Annotated in this window: 13 protein-coding genes and 1 riboswitch; of the genes, 2 read left to right on the forward strand and 11 right to left on the reverse strand. The window is 65.4% G+C overall.

The window, feature by feature from the left end:
- Positions 1–66: 66 nt before the first annotated feature.
- The 7 genes from ade to BN2154_RS09860 all read right to left on the reverse strand — a co-directional run bounded on the left by ade (position 67) and on the right by BN2154_RS09860 (position 10,490).
- A complete protein-coding gene (ade, locus tag BN2154_RS09830) occupies positions 67–1,866 on the reverse strand; it encodes an adenine deaminase (protein WP_050618616.1) in 1,800 nt (599 codons plus the stop codon).
- A gap of 82 nt (positions 1,867–1,948) precedes the next feature.
- The gene (locus BN2154_RS09835) at positions 1,949–3,262 is read right to left on the reverse strand and encodes an amidohydrolase family protein (RefSeq protein ID WP_050618617.1); all 1,314 of its coding nucleotides are present in this window, start codon (positions 3,260–3,262) and stop codon (positions 1,949–1,951) included.
- 217 nt (positions 3,263–3,479) lie between these two features.
- Entirely contained in the window at positions 3,480–4,481 is a 1,002-nt protein-coding gene (gene rbsK, locus BN2154_RS09840) for a ribokinase (protein WP_050618618.1), read from the reverse strand.
- A 96-nt stretch (positions 4,482–4,577) separates the two neighbouring features.
- Complete coding sequence (locus BN2154_RS09845) at positions 4,578–6,131, reverse strand: hydantoinase/oxoprolinase N-terminal domain-containing protein (RefSeq protein ID WP_050618619.1); 1,554 nt, start codon at positions 6,129–6,131, stop codon at positions 4,578–4,580.
- Complete coding sequence (locus BN2154_RS09850; RefSeq protein ID WP_050618620.1) at positions 6,131–7,225, reverse strand: DUF917 domain-containing protein; 1,095 nt, start codon at positions 7,223–7,225, stop codon at positions 6,131–6,133. The genes BN2154_RS09845 and BN2154_RS09850 overlap by 1 nt, the downstream gene beginning before the upstream one ends.
- Before the next feature lie 87 nt (positions 7,226–7,312).
- Positions 7,313–8,650: a cytosine permease gene (locus BN2154_RS09855; protein WP_050618621.1), complete on the reverse strand. Its 1,338-nt coding sequence runs from the start codon at positions 8,648–8,650 to the stop codon at positions 7,313–7,315.
- 241 nt (positions 8,651–8,891) lie between these two features.
- Positions 8,892–10,490 (reverse strand): PucR family transcriptional regulator, encoded by a 1,599-nt coding sequence (locus BN2154_RS09860; RefSeq protein ID WP_050618622.1) that lies wholly within the window; start codon positions 10,488–10,490, stop codon positions 8,892–8,894.
- Between the two features lie 434 nt (positions 10,491–10,924).
- Between BN2154_RS09860 and BN2154_RS09865 the strand changes: the two genes are divergently transcribed.
- Entirely contained in the window at positions 10,925–12,409 is a 1,485-nt protein-coding gene (locus tag BN2154_RS09865) for an aldehyde dehydrogenase family protein (RefSeq protein WP_050618623.1), read from the forward strand.
- 73 nt (positions 12,410–12,482) lie between these two features.
- Here the strand turns inward: BN2154_RS09865 and BN2154_RS09870 are convergent, their stop codons facing one another.
- Positions 12,483–13,100 (reverse strand): thiamine diphosphokinase, encoded by a 618-nt coding sequence (locus BN2154_RS09870; RefSeq protein ID WP_050618624.1) that lies wholly within the window; start codon positions 13,098–13,100, stop codon positions 12,483–12,485.
- Between the two features lie 150 nt (positions 13,101–13,250).
- Positions 13,251–13,429, forward strand: a riboswitch (Lysine riboswitch).
- Between the two features lie 92 nt (positions 13,430–13,521).
- Here BN2154_RS09870 and BN2154_RS09875 point away from each other — a divergent pair.
- Positions 13,522–14,565, forward strand: coding sequence for an L-erythro-3,5-diaminohexanoate dehydrogenase (locus tag BN2154_RS09875; protein ID WP_050618625.1), 1,044 nt, complete (start codon positions 13,522–13,524; stop codon positions 14,563–14,565).
- A 50-nt stretch (positions 14,566–14,615) separates the two neighbouring features.
- Here the strand turns inward: BN2154_RS09875 and feoB are convergent, their stop codons facing one another.
- The 3 genes from feoB to BN2154_RS09895 form a co-directional block, all read right to left on the reverse strand.
- A complete protein-coding gene (gene feoB, locus BN2154_RS09880; RefSeq protein ID WP_050618626.1) occupies positions 14,616–16,766 on the reverse strand; it encodes a ferrous iron transport protein B in 2,151 nt (716 codons plus the stop codon).
- Positions 16,757–17,038 carry a FeoA family protein gene (locus BN2154_RS09885; RefSeq protein WP_050618627.1) on the reverse strand — a complete coding sequence of 94 codons (282 nt, stop codon included), beginning with the start codon at positions 17,036–17,038 and terminating at the stop codon, positions 16,757–16,759. The genes feoB and BN2154_RS09885 overlap by 10 nt, the downstream gene beginning before the upstream one ends.
- A gap of 337 nt (positions 17,039–17,375) precedes the next feature.
- A complete protein-coding gene (locus tag BN2154_RS09895; RefSeq protein ID WP_050618629.1) occupies positions 17,376–17,933 on the reverse strand; it encodes a hypothetical protein in 558 nt (185 codons plus the stop codon).
- Between the last annotated feature and the right edge of the window lie 66 nt (positions 17,934–17,999).

The raw sequence follows: 17,999 nt of genomic DNA on the forward strand, positions 1-17,999 counted from the left end.
CCCACAAAAAAGCAGGGCCCGGCGGGAACCAATGGTTCCCGCCGGGCCCTGCTCTCTTGTTGGGTTTTACTCCACAAACAGATCGGCAAACTGGAAGCTGCGGCAATCCACCAGCCCCCGATCCGTGAGCCGCAGCTCGGGGATACAGGCCAGGGAGCTGAGAGCCATGGTCATAAAGGGAGACGGCAGGGTGCAGCCGATCTCCTCCCAGGCCTGGCCCAAGCCATCCACCAGCGCCGCCATCTCCTCCGCCGGTTGTTCACTCATCAGCCCGGCCACCGGCAGAGCTACATGGCCCAGCACCTGCCCGTCCCGCACCACGCACATGCCCCCCTCGGACCGGAGCAGCGTGTTGGCCGCCAGAGCCATATCGGCATCGTTGGAGCCCACTACCATCAGGTTGTGGGCGTCGTGGGCCACGGTGGAGGCCATGGCCCCGTGCCGGATGCCGAAGCCCTGAACAAAGCCCAGGGCCTTATGCCCGGTGGCGTGGTGCCGCTCAAGCACCGCCATCTTCAGCACGTCCTGCTCTACGTCGGCCTCCACCCGGCCGTTCCTGGCGGTCAGGGTGACGAGGCTCTCCCGGTTGGCGGCGCTCCCGCCGATCACCCGGATGGCCCGGACCTTCACCGCCCCGTCCCGGGGAGCGGCCACGGTGAAGGAGGCCGGGGTGATGGGGTCCTTCACATGCATGGAGCGCAGGGCCTCCTCCGGGTAGGCGTAGGGGGAGAGCCCAACTAGCAGCCGGCCGTTTTCGGCCACGACCCGGCCGTCGATGACGGTCCGCAGGACCCGGAAGTCCTTCAGGTCCTCGAAGAACACCAGATCGGCGCACTTGCCGGGGGTGACGGAGCCCAGATCCTGGTCCATCTGGAAGCACTGGGCACAGTTGAGCGTGACCATCTGGACGGCGGCCACCGGAGGGATGCCCTCCTCCACCGCCCGGCGCAGCAGCCGGTCCACATGGCCCTCGGACAGCAAAGTGTGGGGATGGGCGTCGTCGGTGACCAGCACGGCAAAGCGGCTGTCCACCTCATGGCGGGTCACCGCCCGGGCCACCTCCCCCAAATCCCTCCAGGCGGAGCCCTCCCGCAGCATGGCGTACATGCCCAGGCGCATCTTGGCCAGGGCGTCGGCCTCCCGGGTGGACTCGTGGCAGCAGCGGGCTCCGGCGGCAATGTAGCCGTTGAGGCCCCGGTCGGTCTCGGGGATGGAATAGTGGCCGGTGACCGTCCGCCCCGCCTTCAGCGTCTCGGCCACGATGGCGTGAGGCCCCTCCTGGCCGGACAGAATGCCGGGGTAGTTCATCATCTCCCCCAGAGCCACCACCCGGCCGTCCTGCATATACCGGGCGACATCCCCGGCGTCGATGGAGGCCCCGGTGTCCTCGAAGCCGGTGACCGCCGGCACGCAGGAGGGCATGGTCAGCATGGCCTTCAGGGGGGTGCAGGCGGCCTCGCCCAGCATCAGGTCCACCCCCCGGGCACCCAGCACGTTGCAGATCTCGTGGGGGTCCATGTAGATTCCCGCCGTGCCGTGGGGCACCACCGCACCGGCAAAAGCCCGGAGGGTCATCATGGAGGACTCCACATGGATGTGCCCGTCCAGCAGGCCGGGGGCCAGATAGGCCCCGGCAGCCTCGATGACCTGGGTGTCCGGCCCGATGCAGTGCTCCGCGCTCTCCCCCACATAGGCGATGCGCCCCGCCGCCACCGCCACATCAGTGTGGGGCAAGACCTCACCCGTACAGACGTTGACCAGTTTGGCGTCCCGGACCACCAGCTCGGCCTTCTCCAGACCTTGGGCCACGGCGGCCAGGGTCCTGGCGGCCTCCCACTGGGGCACCCGGCAATACTCGTTGACCATATCGGCTCCTCCCTCTTCCAAAAGAGGGCGGCCCAAAGCGGGCCGCCCTTTGGCTGTTCAGCTTCAGATCTTCTCCATCTTATCACATCTGGGAGGAAATGTATACCTGTTTCTCGTCGGGGAGCACCTGCCGCCCCTGAACGAACTTGGCCGCCACGTCCCGGTCCTCCGACAGGTAGACGACCCGCTCCAGCCGCTCCCGGACCGTCAGCGCCCGGGTGGTGGCCAGGCGGCGGTCGTCCACCACCACGGCGTCCAGCTCGCAGCCCGGAAGGAAGCTGCCCACCGGCCCAAAAAAGGCCCCACCCCCGGCGGTGCCCAGCCAAAAGGCCTCCTCTACGGTAAGGGGCTTAAGGCTCTGGTCCTGGAGCCGCCAGCGCAGCTTGGACACCTGGATGGCGTCGGCCATGGCCCGGAAAAGGGAGGTGCTGTGGCCCCCGGCCACATCGCTGCCCAGGCCCACCCGGAGCCCCTCGTCCAAAAACCGGCGCACCGGGGCGATGCCGGAGGCAATGTTGGTGTTGGAGGCCGGACAGTGGGCCACCCATACCCCACGCTCCCGCAGCATGGCGATCTCCTCCTCGCCGGAGAGGACGCAGTGGGCCATAATGGTGGGTACGCCGCCGCCGAACAGGCCGAAGGAGGCGTAGGCGTCCCCGTAGCAGGAGGCGGACGGGCACAGCTCCCGCACCCATTCCACCTCCCCCTGGTTCTCCGACAAATGGGACTGCACAGGCAGGCCGAAGGTCCGCTGGATGCCGGCGAGCCGCTCCATCAGCTCGTCGGAGCAGGAGGGGATAAAGCGGGGCGTCAGGATGGGTTTGACCCGCCTGTACTTCCCCGCCGTCTGCTCCAGCCACTCCACCGTGGCCCGGGCGGAGGCCTCGGCGCTCTCCTCCCGGAGGATGTCCGGGCTGTTGCGGTCCATGTTCACCTTGCCCACAAAGGCGCACAGGCCGCTGGCCTCCAGCAGCTCCATCAGCACCTGGGTTGCCGGGCCGTGGAGAGTGGCAAAGACCGCCGCCCGGGTGGTGGCCCCCCGCCGCAGGTCCTCCACAAACAGGCTATAGGCCCTTTGGGCGTAATCCAGGTCGGCAAATTTGGCCTCCTCGGGGAAGGCGTTGGTGTTCAGCCAGTCCAGCAGCTCCATATCCATGCCCAGCCCCCGGTAGGCATACTGGGGGGCGTGGACGTGGAGGTCCACCAGGCCGGGGACCACCAGCCTCCCGCTGAAGTCATACCGGGGCAGGCCCTGGTACTGCTCTGGGACCCGGGGAAACACCCCGGCGCATCTGCCCTCCAGACAGACCAGAACGCCGTTGGCCACGGTCTCCAGATGGGTGCTGTCCTTGCTGTAACAGAGATCCCCCTTGAGGAGGAAGGATTCGGTTTTCATGGCTGCTCCTTTCTCGGGTCGCGGCCGGAGACGCAAAGGGCTGCCGCGGGAGACGGCTGCCGGTCCCCCGCGCCCGCGGGAGACTGATAGCGCGGCTCTTTACGGCAGCCGGTAGAAACGCCCGTCCGATCACGGGCCTATATCAATCTATTGGATGGGACGGGAGGGATTATACCATATTCCGCCGTCGATTGCAACCGAAACGGGGCAGCGTTGTCTACTCCGCCAGAGGGTCCAGCGCCGCCGGGTCCACGCTGCGGCAGCCCCGCTCCCGCAGCAGGGTCTGGACCTCCCCCAGGGTGGGCAGGCTGGGCTGGGCCCCCATGCGGGAGACGGTGAGGGCCGCGGCATGGCTGGCAAAGGCCAGGGCCGCTTCCCGTTCCAGCCCGGCGCACAGGCCGGTGCAGAAGGCGCCCACAAAGGAATCCCCCGCCGCGGTGGGGTCGGCCACCCGCTCCATGGGGACGCAGGGGACGCGGAGCATCCCCTCCGTTCCGGCCAGGGCCGCGCCGTTCTCCCCCAGGGTGACCAGGAGCTCCTTCACGCCCCGGGCCCGAAACCAGGCGGCCACCCGCTCCAGGTCGGCGGCCTCCACCCCCGCCGGCCTGGCCCGCAGAGGGAGGCCGGAGAGCAGAGCGGCCTCGTGCTCGTTGGGGGACAGGTAGTCGGCGCAGGCGAGCAGCCGGTCTGAGATTGGGGCAGCGGGGGCCGGATTGACCATGACGGGCACCCCGGCGGCATGGGCCCAGCCGGCCGCCGCCTCCACCACGTCCATAGGCAGCTCGAATTGCAGCAGCACCATGTCGAAGGCCCGGACCCCATCCTCCATCCACGCCAAATCCGCCGGGGTCAGGGTGAAGTTGGCCCCCGGCACGATGGTAATGCGGTTCTGAACCCCCTGGGGCGTGTCCTCCACCAGGATGTGGGCGACGCCCGTGGGGGCGGAGGGGTCCGCCGTCACCCGGGACAGATCCACCCCGGCGGTCCGAACGCTCTGCAGGGCCTCCCGCCCGAAGGCGTCGTCCCCCACTCGCCCGGCCATGGTCACATGGGCTCCCAGCCGGGCGCACTGGACGGCCTGGTTGGCCCCCTTTCCGCCGGACGCCGTGCGGAACCCGGTGCCGGCGACGGTCTCCCCCGGGCCGGGCGCCCGCTCCGTCGTGGCGATCAGGTCCATCATAAAGCTGCCCACCACCAAAATGTGCGGTCGTTTCAGCATGCTCCCGCTCCTCCTTTCGTTTGGGATATTGTACCACGCCCGCCGGAGTTTTGCACCGTCAAAAAGCGGAGGCCGGCGGCCTCCGCTTTTGTTTCGCTATGCCAGGTCCCCCGCCGCCTTGATCTTCACGCGGCAGGTGTTGCCGGGGTAGTATTGCAAGGGCACGTCCTCCACGTCGATGATCTCCACGCTCTCCCGGACGGCGCCGGCCGCCACGGCCAGCTCCACCGCCTCCGCCTTGGCCCGCTCCAGGGCCTTCTCCCGGGGAACGACCTGATAATCCACCAATTGCTCGCAGGTGCCGCTCACCTTGGAGATGGCCGAACCGATGGCGTTGGCCACGCCGCCCTCGGCGGGCTTGACCACGGTTCTGGCTCCCGCCAGCTCCCCCGGCAGGACGAGGGAGCCGCCGCCCACCAGGATGACCTCCACATCGTCGGAGGAGACCTTCATGGCGTCGATGGCGTCCTCCGCCAGCGCGGTGATGGCCGCCAGGGCCTTTTGGGCAAAAGCCTCGCTGAGATGGGCCGTCCGGGACCGGTCCCCCAGCTCAGCCATACCCAGGCGCACGGCGATGTCGGTGGCGGTGCACACGTCGCCGCCAAAGACCAGGGCCTTTTCCGTGATCTGGTAGCCCACGGAATCCGGGCCCACGGTGACGGTGCCGTCGGGTCTTTCCCGGACGATGGAGCCGCCGCCCAGGCCGATGGACACCACATCGGGCATCCGGAAATTGGTGCGCACCCCGCCGATGGTGACCGCTACGCTGGATTCCCGTGGAAAGCCGTTCTGAATGACGCCCAGGTCGGTGGTGGTGCCGCCCACGTCAATGACCACGGCGTTCTGGAGGCGGCTGAGGTAGCTGGCCCCCCGGATGGAGTTGGTGGGGCCGCAGGCGATGGTGAGGATGGGGTATTTGCGGGCGTACTCCATGGTCATCAGGGTGCCGTCGTTCTGGGAGAGATACACGTCGGCGTTGGTAACCCCCTCGTCGGCCAGGGAGCGGGCAAAGCCCTCGGTGAAGGACTGAGCCACCCGGTAGAGCGCGGCGTTCAGGATGGTGGCGTTCTCCCGCTCGATGAGGCCCATGGAGCCGATCTCGCTGGAGATGGAGACATGCACGTCCTCCCCCATGACTTCCCTGCACAGCTTGGCAGCCGCCCGCTCGTGGTCGCTGCGAACGGTGGAGAACACACAGGATATGGCCACCGACTTGACTCCCTGGGCCTTCAGATCCTCAAAGAAGGCCCGGGCGGCCGTCTCGTCGAAGGGGGCCAGCTCCTTACCGTCGTACTCAAAGCCGCCGCCAATGACGGCGGTCCTTACGGCGATCTTTTTCAGATCCTCCGCCCAGTCCACCATGGGGGGGATGCCCACCGTGGCGGGGGCGCCCAGGCGCAGCACGCCGATGGGGGCCAGATGCTTGCGCTCCACGATGGCGTTGGTGCACTGGGTGGTGCCCAGCATGGCCTGACCGATCTCCTTCCGGTCCACGCCCGCCTGCTCCAGCACCGCCCGTACGGCGGCCAGAATGCCGTCATAGGCGTCCGGCGTGGTGTGCCGCTTGACGCTGGCCACCACCTTTCGCTCTTCGTCCAAAAGGACGGCGTCGGTGTTGGTGCCGCCCACGTCGATTCCCAGCTTATACATCAGGCTCTCCCCCCTTTGCAGCGCTCCTCCAGCGGAATGTAGTCGGTGTCCACCCCGAAGTATCGGGGGCCTACCAGGTCCAGACCGGCCTGCGTCCGCCACAGCGGGAAGCACTTCAGGCCTACCACCATGACCCGCTTTCCGTACTTCAGCGCGTCGGTGGGCACGGGCTGGAAGGTATCGGTGTCCACCAGGCAGATGAGATCGGGGGTGGTGGCCAGGATCTCCCCCTCTACCGTGGCGGTCAGGTTTTCGTTCTGGAATTCCACATAGGCCGACTGGCCCTTATATTCGGCGATGCCCTCCAGCAGCACCTTGCCGAAGTTGAAGCCGCCACGGACCTCCCGGAGCACGTCGCCGATCTTGCCCTTGAAGAGCTTGTAGCCCTCGGTGATGGAGAGGAAGGCCTCCTCAGGGCTCTGGCCGTCGGTCTCCTTCACCCTGCGGATGGCGGAGCCCAGGGTCTGGCTGCGGGTGACGATGCCGTGGACGCCGTACTCCTTCATGAAGGCGCCCTCCATGGCGTAGAGGGAGACGGACACCGAGCCGCCGCAGGCCATAGTGACGGCCCGGGCCAGCTCCTCGGTCCATTTGTTGGTGATGGTACGGAAAATGGAGGAGTTTCCCTTTTCGTCCACCAGCGCCATGGGGGTGGCGGAGCCGCCGCCGATGGTGAAGGTGACCATCTGCAGTTCAGGGAAGGCCCGGCCCATGCCGTCGCAGTCGACGAGGGGCAGGCCCAGCCGGGCCGCCGCCGCGATGGGCAGCATGGAGTTGACGCCCCCCGCCTCGATGGGCATGAAGGCGTAGATGGGCTTGCCGTAGAAGGTGGAGACGGTGTCGTACAGGGTCTGGTACTCATTGTCGCCCACGGCCTTCTCTCCCAGAATGGTGGGGGCCCCCATCATGGCGATGGGGACGCACAGGGCGTCGTCCGGCACCTCTTCGGGGGAGAGCAGGGTGACGGGCCCGTACTTCTGTACCGCGCCGATGGCCACCAGCCTGCCGATATAGGGGTCGCCGCCGCCGCCCGCGCCCAGCAGGGCCGCGCCCAGGGCGATGTCCTCGATCTCAGAAACTCCGATCTTGCGCAAAACGTTCAGCTCCTTTGTTATTTGATCCACAGACAGGCGGATTGCCGCACCGCTTCAGCGGTGCGGCGGTCCGCATGGGATTTTGTCCTATGCCTCTACGGCCTTTCCGGCTTCGGACCGGCCGGGCAGCAGCCTGGCCAGCACCGTGTGGAGCGCCAGGGACAGCACGATGCCGTTGATGGGCCCCACGAAGAAGGGTACGTTCAGGAAGGCCACGTTGGCCAGGGACTGGAAGTTGGCGAAGGTTCCGCCGGTGATGCAGGCCACGAGGGCCCCCGCCAGGAAGGCGATGACGCCGGGGGCGTAAAATCCCCCGCGCAGAGCAAACTTCTCCTTTTTTCCCCGATGGACCAGCCAGTATTCCGCGATAAGCACGCCGGCCAGCGGGGGGATCAGATTGGACATCAGGGTGAGAAAGCCGGAGAATTTGGCCAGCAGTCCAAAGGCGGCCAGCAGAGTACCAATGGCCCCGGCGATGGCGGTGGTCAGCTTAAATCTGCTCTCGTCGAAGCCCAGCAGATTGCTGAGCGCCAGGCCGCCGGAATAGGCGTTGGTGACGTTGGTGGTCCAGGTGGCGGCCACCAGAGCAACCAGGCCCACCACGGGCACGCCCACGCTGGCCAGGATAGCGGAGATATCGTACTGCCCGGTGACCAGACTGAGCAGGGCTCCCATCAGCAGCATGAACAGCCCGGCGGGGATGACGCCAACAATGGAGGACTTAACCACGTCGGCCCGGCTCTTGGCAAAGCGGCAGTAGTCGCCGGAGATGACGCCGCCCAGCGCAAAGGAGGCCACCACCATGGAGATGCCAAACACCAGGCCGGCGGACTGGGCCGGGTCATAGGCGGCAATCTTGGCCATGCCGTCGTTCTGAGCGAAGCCCATGACCACACCGTACAAGCAGACGATCACCAGCAGGGGCACGGCGATGTAGTTGAGCCACTTCAGGCCCTTGAATCCGAAGCAGGCGGTGGCCAGCATGATCAGGCCCCACACGATGGAGGACACGGCGATCATGGCGGAGCTGGCCTCTCCCAGGCCCAGGATATCCGCCAGCATAACGGCGAAGGCCTGTCCACAGGTGGCGGACTGGATGCCGAACCAGCCCACGCAGGCAAAGGCCAGCAGCACGGAAATGATGTACCGGGCCCCCTGCTTGCCCAGGGCTCCCTCGGCCATAACCGCCACCGGCAGCCCGGTGTCGCAGGCGGCCATGCCGATGAGGATCATGTAGGCGCAGATGAGGCCGTAGCCGATGAGGATGGAGGCCACGATCTGCGGGATGGACAGTCCGCCGCCGGACAGCACACCGCCGATCATCAGACAGGGTACGCAGATCATGCCGCCCGCCCATACCATGGCGATGGACACCCAGCTCTGCCGCTGCTCGGCCTTGACTTCAAAGCCGGTTTGATTGTTCATAAAGATCCCTCCCAGAATTGCAGGCTGCCGACAGACCACATCTTCCATCGGCTGGTCCGTATTATAGCCGGTTCAAGGAACAAAGTAATTAGTCCGTCGGCAAAAAATGAGCGGGAATCCATTGTCCAAAAGGACAATGGATTCCCGCTTTTCGTCTCTCTTCTTCACCATGCCTTGGGGATTTCCCGCTTTTTCCACCCGAATCCCCGCTGCCTTCTTTGTCTAAACCGACAACGCGCCTTTAAGGGGCCAGCAGCCGCTCCAGGGCACAGGCGGTGTACAGGGCAAAGGTCTCGGGCATCTTGCCCACCGGGTAACCCAGCCGCCCGGCGGTGCGCTGGAGCCGATATTTTACCGTGTTCTTGTGGAGGAACAGCAGCTCCGCCGTCCGGGCCACGCTGCTCCCGGCGTCCAGCAGCAGGATCTGGAGGGTCCGCTCCAGCTCGGCCTCTCCCGCCTCCCGGATGGGAGCAAGCACCGCCAGCCTCTGCTGAACGGCCTCCTCCCCCTCCTCGATCATGGCGCGGCAGGACTGGGCGAACTCCACCTCCTGGACGGTGTACCACCGCTTCCCCGGCCAGATCTTTGCTGCGTCGTTCTGGAAGGCCCGGATGGCCAGATAAGCCCGGCGCACGTCGGCGGTGGTGGCCAAGCTCTGACAAAGGGTCAGGACGGCCCGGAGCCCCGCCTGCTCCAACTGGGCGCAGCACATGTCGGCCAGAGCCCCAGCCTCGCCGCCTCCGGCGGGCCAGTCCATAAAAGCCACCAGATCCCCCTCGTACCAGTCGGCCACGACTGTGGTGCAGTGGTGGGCCAGCAGCTCCCGTACCAGCTCCAGGCCCTTGGCCCGGAACTCCTCCCGGCCCTCCAGGCCGGGCCGCAGCACCCACATGGAGTGGATGGAGCCTACGTCCACATGGAAGATCTCCGCCAGACGCCGCATCTTAATGGGCTCATCCTTCAAAATGGCCCGCACCAGCTCGCTCATCACCACCCGGTCATGGCTCTGGCTCCAGAGGTTGGCCGCCAGGCGCACCACCTCCCCCGCCTGCCGCACCAGGTCGGCGGTGAGAGGCTCCCCCTCCTTGAATAGGAACAGCTCCATGCCCGGCGCCGGGTCGCTGAGCGCGCAGCGGTAGAGCAGGCACCGCGCTTCCCCGGCCCGCAGCTCCAAAGGAGCCCCTCCCGCCTCCGGCAGACTCTCCAGCCGCCGCAAACGCTCCTCCAGGTCCACCGCCGCGGTCCGGGGCCAGGCCGCAGCGTTGAGCACCCGACCGGCCCCGTCGGTGAGCACCGCCGAGGCCCGGGTGCGGTCGCTGAGGAGCTTGAGCACTGTGTCCACCGTCCGCTGGTGCTCCGGCAGCAGGGAGGCCCGGTCCAGGATGTCGCTGACCAGGGCGGCGCTGGTGTTCTGGTCCTTGAAGATGGCCTCCATCACCTCGCAGATGACCTCGCTGTACCGCTGGTCCATACGGTTCTCCGGCATGACGATGAGGGCGAAATCCAGCTCGTCGGCCAGCTCCAACAGCTTTCGGTCCACCCGCGGCAGGAAGACGCCCACATAATACAGAATCAGCCCCACCTCGCCCGCCTCGGCCAGCCGCCGAATGTTAGCGCACTGGGCCTCCACATCATTGGGGATGTTCATAAAGCCGGTGATGACCACCTCGCTGCCGTAAAACTCGTTGTTTTTGAACAGCGCGTCCTGCAGCATGCTGGGATCGGCGTACTCCAGCACCGAGATGGAAGAGACCAGCTTGTTCAGCCCGCCCCGTCCCGCCGCCAGCCGGGCCTCCCGCAGACTGGGCAGCTCCAGCAGGTCCGCCACCGTCACGCTCATACTGTCTTTTCCCTCCTTTTCCAAATTCTCCGTTTCGCACAAATCGCAGCCCCATTTTTCGGCAGACCATACCGACCCTCCACCCCCCAAGCGAATGGTTCTCCGGGTCGGCCGCCGTCCCCCTCTTCAAAAAACAGGGGCTGGCATCTGTTTTTCATTTTACCACAGTCTTTGTTCCTTTTCTACGCTGGTTTTTGTTCTGTTCTACAGAACAGCACAGCTCGCAGAAGGAATGCCAAAATGGTTGTTGTTCTAAGGATACTTAAAAACGATGCACCGATTGCGTGGTTATTTTGCACATCAATACCTCCAATTTTCTACGCATTGTCAATGTTATTTTTGTGCAAAATGTGCTATAGTATCCATAGTCGGACCGCAGAAACAGAACCGCGTTTCCGCTGTTTCGTTCAGCGTTTGAAAGGAGTGTTTACCTTATGGAAAAGATCACTCAGGACAGCTACAAGCTTTACATCAACGGCCAGTGGATCGACGCCAGCGACGGCGCCACCTTCCAGACTCGCTGCCCCGCCAACGGCGAGGGTCTGGCCACCTGCGCCCAGGCCACCAGAGAGGACGTGGATCAGGCCGTAGACGCCGCCTGGGCCGCCTTCCGGAGCTGGAAAAACGTCACCACCAACGAGCGGGCCGCCATCCTCAACCGGATCGCCGATATCATCGACGCCAATGCCGAGCACCTGGCCATGATCGAGTCCCTGGACAACGGAAAGCCCATCCGGGAGACCATGGCCATTGACATTCCCTACGCCTCCCGCCATTTCCGCTATTTTGCCGGCTGCATCATGGCCGAGGAGGGCTCCGCCAACATTCTGGACGGCTCCACCCTCTCTCTGATCCTGCGGGAGCCCATCGGCGTGGTAGGGCAGATCGTACCCTGGAACTTCCCCTTCCTGATGGCCGCCTGGAAGCTGGCTCCCGTACTGGCCGCCGGCTGCTGCACCGTGTTCAAGCCCTCCAGCGACACCCCGCTGTCCGTGCTGGAGCTGGCCCGCCTGACCCAGGACGTCATCCCCGCCGGTGTGTTCAACGTCATCACCGGCTCAGGCTCCAAGGCTGGGCAGTACATCCTGGACCACCCCGGCTTCCGCAAGCTGGCCTTCACCGGCTCCACCGAGGTGGGCGGCTGCGTGGCCTGCGCCGCCGCCGAGCGGCTCATCCCCTCCACCCTGGAGCTGGGCGGAAAGTCCGCCAACATCTACTTTGACGACTGCAAGTGGGAGATGGCCATGGACGGCCTCCAGCTCGGCATCCTGTTCAATCAGGGCCAGGTCTGCTGCGCCGGCAGCCGTGTCTTTGTCCAGGACACCATCTATGACAAATTCATCGACGAAGCCGTCAAGCGCTTCCAAGCCGTCAAGGTGGGGATGCCCTGGGACCCCGCCACTCAGATGGGCTCCCAGATCAATGAGAACCAGGTGGGCAAAATCCTGGAGTACATCAAGATCGGAAAGAGCGAGGGCGCCAGAGTGGCCTGCGGCGGCGAACGCATGACCGAGGGCGAGTTGGCCAAGGGCTGCTTCATGAAGCCCACCCTGCTGGTGGACGTGGATAACCACATGCGGGTGGCCCAGGAGGAGATTTTCGGGCCGGTGGCCTGCGTCATCAAGTTCCACGACGAGGACGAGGTCATCGAGATGGCCAATGACAACGCCTACGGCCTGGGCGGCGCGGTGTGGACCCGTGACATCAACCGGGCCATCCGGGTGTCCCGCGGCATCGAGACCGGCCGGATGTGGGTCAACACCTACAACGCTATCCCGGAGGGCGCACCCTTCGGCGGCTATAAGGCCAGCGGCATCGGCCGTGAGACCCACAAGGTCATTCTGGAGCACTACACCCAGATGAAGAATATTATGATCAATCTCTCGGAGTCCCCGTCCGGCTTCTACCCCGAAAAGTGATCCTCTCTCCCCCCAAACCTGCGCTTCCCAAAGGAGAAGGGCCGCCGGCACAGCCAGCGGCCCTTCTCCCCTATCAGCGATACCACACCACCAGGAGGGTGCCCGTTCGCACCGCAATGCTGCTCTCCGCGCCGGTGAACTCGTTGCTCACACCCAGGGTCACGTCGGGAGTGAGCGCCGCGCTGTCCAGCGGGTACTTGAGCCCCCGCAGGGTCACCCCCTCCGCCCGGTCCCCCTGGCAGAACACCGACACATAACCCCGGTGCGAAGCGTCGAAGGTCAGCGCTCCGTCGGTCACCGCGGCAGCCGTCCAGTTCTCTCCGTACAGCTCTCCCCGGCAGCCCCGTCTGGACAGCCAGGTCAGGCACTGCAAATTGGCCAGGGTGTGGTCGATCCGGCCCCCGGTGCCGCCGTAGAGCCGAAAGGTCCGGTAGCCTCGCTTGACTCCCACCTCCAGGGCCACCGCCATGTCGGTGTCGTCTTTTTCCCGGGGCAGTGTCATCACATTCGGGTGGTCCGGCCTCTCCCCCAGAGAGTCGAAGTCCCCCACCACCAGGTCGGCCCGCAGCCCCAGCGCCCTCAGAGCCCGGTAGCCGCCGTCGGCGGCGATGACCCAGTCCCCCGCCTTGGGCTCCAGTCCCGCCGGATACAGCTCTCCGGCCCCAATCACATAGCAAATCGGTTCCCGCATATTCTCGCCTCCGTTTTCTCTCCCCCTATCTTGCCCGATTTTGGTTCCAATTGCAAGAGCTGCGGCGGAATATGCCCTGACAAGTTTCACAAATCCGAAAAAACCCGCCGCGCCCCCCTTGACCGCCTCTGGAATTTTTTCTATAATAAGATCATAAATAGAGGCGCGGGGCATCCGGTAGGGGGCCGATGATAAGGATGGACGCATCCGAAGCGGCCCGTGAATAGTTGCCCCGCCGAAGAGAGCCTGCCGCGTCCGGCCCCGCTCCCTGAGTCGCGGTCTCAGTGTCCGCGGCTTGTCATGGTAAGCCATGAAGCGCTATTTATGCCCCCTGCGCCGGGGCATGAATGGCGCTTTTTCGTTCCGGCGGACCCATCGGTCCGCCTCCACCTCACTGTGAACAGATAGGAGTGTGTTTACCATGCAGAAGAAAGGCAACAAGTACGGTACCCATCGCGTCATCGAACCCAAGGGAGTCCTGACTCAGGCCGCTTACCGGATCGACAACAATATGGCTGAGATCTACTCCAACGAAATCCTGGTGGACGTCACCGCCCTGAACATCGACTCCGCCTCCTTCACCCAGATCTCCGAGGCCTGTGGGGGCGATGAGAAGAAGATCGGTGAGATGATTATGTCCATCGTGGCCGAGCGTGGCAAGCAGCAGAACCCGGTCACCGGCTCCGGCGGCATGTTCATCGGCATCGTGAACACCATCGGCGACGATCTGAAGGACGAGATCGACCTGAAGCCCGGCGACAAGATCGCCTCTCTGGTCTCCCTGTCCCTGACCCCTCTGCGCATCGACAAGATCCTGGCCGTGCACAAGGACATCGACCGGGTGGACATCGTGGGCCAGGCCATCCTGTTTGAAAGCGGCCTGTACGCCCGGCTGCCCGACGATCTGAGCGAAAAGCTGGCGCTGGCCGCCCTGGATGTGGCCGGCGCTCCCGCCCAGACCGCCAAGCTGGTCCAGGTCAACAACGACGTGCTGGTGCTGGGCGCCGCCGGCAAATCCGGCATGCTGGTCTGCACCGAGGCCATGAAGCGGGTGGGCCCTCTGGGCCACGTGGTGGCCGTGGTCCTCACCCAGGAGGACGCCGACCTGCTCAAGTCCATGAAGCTGTGCACCCACGCCATCGTGGCCAGCGCCACCGAGCCCATCGAAGTGCTGGAAAAGGCCCTGGAGGTCAATCACGGCCATGAGTACGACATCTCCATCTGCTGCGTCAACATCGAAAACTGCGAGATGAGCTGCATCCTCCCTGTAAAAGACGGCGGCACCTGCTATTTCTTCTCCATGGCCACCAGCTTCACCAAGGCCACTCTGGGTGCCGAAGGCTGCGGTAAGGACGTGGACATCATGATGGGCAACGGCTACACCTCCGGCCACGCCGAGATCGCCCTCAGTGAGCTGCGGGCCAACCCCGTGCTGCGCTCCTACTTTGAATCCAAATACATGTGATCAACCCTTCCAAACGGTCCCCGCCGATTCCGGCGGGGACCGTTTGGCGTTCAGGCCAGGCCGCACAGCCGGGCCGCAGAGGCCGTCAGGAAACACACCGCCATGCCCACCGCCGTGGGTACGGCAAAGGAGATCAGCGTCCACTTCAGGCTTCGAGTCTCCTTGCCGATGGTCATACAGGTAGTGGAGCAGGGCCAGTGCATCAGGGAGAAGAGCATGGTGCACACCGCCGTCAGCCAGGTCCAGCCGTGCTCCACCAGCAGGGCATGGAGGGCACCCAGGTCATCCAGCTCCAGCAGCGTGCCGGTGGAGAGGTAGCTCATGATGATGATGGGCACCACGATCTCGTTGGCTGGAAAGCCCAGGATGAAGGCCATCAGGATTACACCGTCTAGACCCAGCAGCCGGGCGAAGGGGTCCAGGAAGCCGGTGCAGTGGTTCAGGATGCTCACTCCCCCCACCGTCACATTGGCGCAGAGCCAGATAAGCAGGCCCGCCGGCGCGGCCACCGCCACCGCCCGGCCCAGCACGAACAGCGTACGGTCCAGCACAGAGCGGGCGATGACCTTGCCGATCTGGGGACGGCGGTACGGGGGCAGCTCCAGCGTAAAAGAGGAGGGCACGCCCCGGAGGATGGTGCCGGACAGCAGCCGGGACACCCAGAAGGTCATGAACACGCCCAGCAGGATGACTCCCGTCAGCAGTACTGCGGAGACCAGGGACGGCCCGGGCCCCGCCTGAGTGCCCACAAAAAACATAGTAATAATGGCAATGAGGGTCGGGAACCGCCCGTTGCAGGGGACAAAATTGTTGGTAATGATGGCGATGAGCCGTTCCCGCGGGGAGTCGATGATTCGGCAGCCCACGATCCCCGCCGCATTGCAGCCGAATCCCATGGCCATAGTCAGCGCCTGCTTGCCGCAGGCCCTGGCCTTTTGGAAGGCGTGATCCAGAACAAAGGCCACCCGGGGCAGATATCCAAAATCCTCTAGAAGCGTGAAAAGAGGGAAAAAGATGGCCATGGGGGGCAGCATCACGCTCACCACCCACGCCAGCACCCGGTAGACCCCCAGCACCAGCGCACCATGGAGCCAATCCGGGGCTTGTAAGTACAAGAACAGGTCGGTCAGCCGATCCTGGACCCAGAACAGGCCGTCGGCCAGCAGGGCCGAGGGCGCGTTGGCCCCGGCGATGGTGATCCAAAAAACCAGGGCCAGCAGGCACAGCATAACGGGGATGCCGGTGGCTCGGCTGGTCAGGAGCCGGTCCAGCCGCCGGTCCCGGCGGGCAGCATCCGCCCGGCGGCAGGCGACCACGCTCCCGGCGATCTCCGCCCCGGTGCGGACCAGCGCCGCCACGATGGCCTCCCGGACCTGTTCCCGGCTCCAGCCCGCGGCCTGCAATCCCTCCAGCGTCTCTTCCAATGCTCCGCCTGCCAGCCGGTCGGCCGTGAGGTCCCGCCCCAGGCACTCCGTCAGACTGGCCATCAGGGAGGGGTCCCCATCCAACAGCCGGAGGGCTACCCACCGGGACGGCAGCCGTCCGCCCAGAGCGGGCTCCAGTTCATCCGCCAGCCGGGCTGCCGCAGCCTCAATGGGGGCGGGATAGGACACCCGGCTGGCCGCAGGTGGCTCCTGCCGCTCCGTTATTGCCTCCACCGCGTCCATCAGCCGCTCCAGTCCCTCCCCCCGGCCCGCCGATGTCCCCACCACCGGAACGCCCAGCCGGCCGGACAGGGCCTTCAAGTCCACCTCGATCCCCTTGCTCCTGGCCTCATCCATCAGGTTGACGCACACCACCGTCCAGGGCGTGATCTCCAGGGTCTGGAGCACCAGATTCAGGTTTCGTTCCAGACAGGTGGCGTCGCAGACCACGACGGAGGCGTCCGCCCCGCCAAAGCAGAGGAAATCCCGGGCCACCTCTTCCTCCGCAGAGTGGGCCAGCAGGGAGTAAGTACCAGGCAGGTCCACCAGGATGTAGTCGCGGCCATGGCGGGTGTGGCGGCCCTGGGCGTTGGTCACCGTCTTTCCGGGCCAGTTCCCTGTATGCTGACGCAAACCGGTCAGGGCGTTGAACACGGTGGACTTGCCCACGTTGGGGTTGCCCGCCAGAGCGATCACCTTGTCGTCGGGGCTGTATTTCTCAATGGCCAGTCCGGCGTCCATGGCCCCCGCGCCGGTAGAGGTGTGTGTCAGCCCCATCCGGCCAACACCGCCCGGCCCGCCGGCAAGGCCGCCGCATCACACTCCAGCGTGATCCCTGCCGCGTCCCGGGCCCGCAGGGCAATGACCGCTCCGCGGATCAGGTAGGCTGCCGGGTCCCCCGCCGGGCTATGCCCCTGACAGACCACCCGGGTCCCCGGAATGAGCCCCAGGTCCAGCAGCCGCCGCCGCATGGCCGGGTCCCCGTCCACGCGGGTTACATATGCGCTCTGGCCGTCGCCCAGCGCGCTCATAGAAAGCTGTTCAAACATAACTTCCAGCTCCGATCATAAAATGGTTGAGTGAGGGAAACTTTGTTTCCGCACCCTATCTTATGCGGAAGGAGTCGAGCGGTGCCTATGGACGAGGAACCGGATTTTTACACACAGAAGGGCTACCAGATGCGCAGCCCCCGAACGCCGCCGGGGCGGGGCGCATCCGGGCGGCCCGCAGGGCCGCAGCNCACCCCTCTGGCACACAGGACCAGGGCGGCCAGAACCGGCAGTCCCGCCTCCGCCATGGCCATCACCTCAGGCCGGGCGGGGGCGGTAAAATTCCACTTTTTATATTTCATGGTCTACCCTCAAGATTCTTGAAAATCACCCTTTATTATATCAAATCCACCCCATGGTTACAAGCATGGATTGGTATGACCTCCCGGCGGGAGTTGCCGGGAGGCCGCCGGGGTATTTCAGGCGCACTCCAGATACAGTGCGATGAGCTTGATGGTCTCCCGCATGCCGTCGAAGTGGGTCCGCTCCATGCCGTGGGAGGCGTGGACGCCGGGCCCTCGTTCCCGTCCGGCGGCCCGGATGCCAGGCCCTCCGCCCGCTGGCAGCCCGCCTCCAGGGCCTCCAGGGCGAAGCGGTACAGGGATACCCCCAGCTTGTCCGCCGCCGCCCTGCACCGCTCGGCCTGTTCCCTGGGCAGCCGCGCCCCCACCAATGTGCGCCGCCGGGCATCCGTGCGCCGGTCCGATGTCCGCCGCTGCGCTCCCCGGCCCCGCGCCGCCGCAATCGCTACGATTAGCTCGAACATCCGTTCTACTTCCTGCGGCTTCAGCGAGCGAGCCCCTTCCAGCGCGGCCTTCATGGCCGCCCGCTCGTCCGCCCCCATTTCCCGCACGCCCAGCCGGAACCGCCGGTATTTTGCTTCCTGGTTTTCCACGCGCTTTCCCCCTTTGTGTCGGTACGTCATATTGTACCACCCATGTTTTATGGCCACAATATCTTG

The organism is Intestinimonas massiliensis (ex Afouda et al. 2020) (assembly GCF_001244995.1).
Lineage (GTDB): Bacteria > Bacillota > Clostridia > Oscillospirales > Oscillospiraceae > Intestinimonas > Intestinimonas massiliensis.

What these genes read in the sequence shown, in the direction of transcription:
- ade (WP_050618616.1), bottom strand. Translation starts at nt 1,866, where the DNA reads ATGGTCAACGAGTATTGCCGGGTGCCCCAGTGGGAGGCCGCCAGGACC.
- BN2154_RS09835 (WP_050618617.1), bottom strand. Translation starts at nt 3,262, where the DNA reads ATGAAAACCGAATCCTTCCTCCTCAAGGGGGATCTCTGTTACAGCAAG.
- rbsK (WP_050618618.1), bottom strand. Translation starts at nt 4,481, where the DNA reads ATGCTGAAACGACCGCACATTTTGGTGGTGGGCAGCTTTATGATGGAC.
- BN2154_RS09845 (WP_050618619.1), bottom strand. Translation starts at nt 6,131, where the DNA reads ATGTATAAGCTGGGAATCGACGTGGGCGGCACCAACACCGACGCCGTC.
- BN2154_RS09855 (WP_050618621.1), bottom strand. Translation starts at nt 8,650, where the DNA reads ATGAACAATCAAACCGGCTTTGAAGTCAAGGCCGAGCAGCGGCAGAGC.
- BN2154_RS09860 (WP_050618622.1), bottom strand. Translation starts at nt 10,490, where the DNA reads ATGAGCGTGACGGTGGCGGACCTGCTGGAGCTGCCCAGTCTGCGGGAG.
- BN2154_RS09865 (WP_050618623.1), top strand. Translation starts at nt 10,925, where the DNA reads ATGGAAAAGATCACTCAGGACAGCTACAAGCTTTACATCAACGGCCAG.
- BN2154_RS09870 (WP_050618624.1), bottom strand. Translation starts at nt 13,100, where the DNA reads ATGCGGGAACCGATTTGCTATGTGATTGGGGCCGGAGAGCTGTATCCG.
- BN2154_RS09875 (WP_050618625.1), top strand. Translation starts at nt 13,522, where the DNA reads ATGCAGAAGAAAGGCAACAAGTACGGTACCCATCGCGTCATCGAACCC.
- feoB (WP_050618626.1), bottom strand. Translation starts at nt 16,766, where the DNA reads ATGGGGCTGACACACACCTCTACCGGCGCGGGGGCCATGGACGCCGGA.
- BN2154_RS09885 (WP_050618627.1), bottom strand. Translation starts at nt 17,038, where the DNA reads ATGTTTGAACAGCTTTCTATGAGCGCGCTGGGCGACGGCCAGAGCGCA.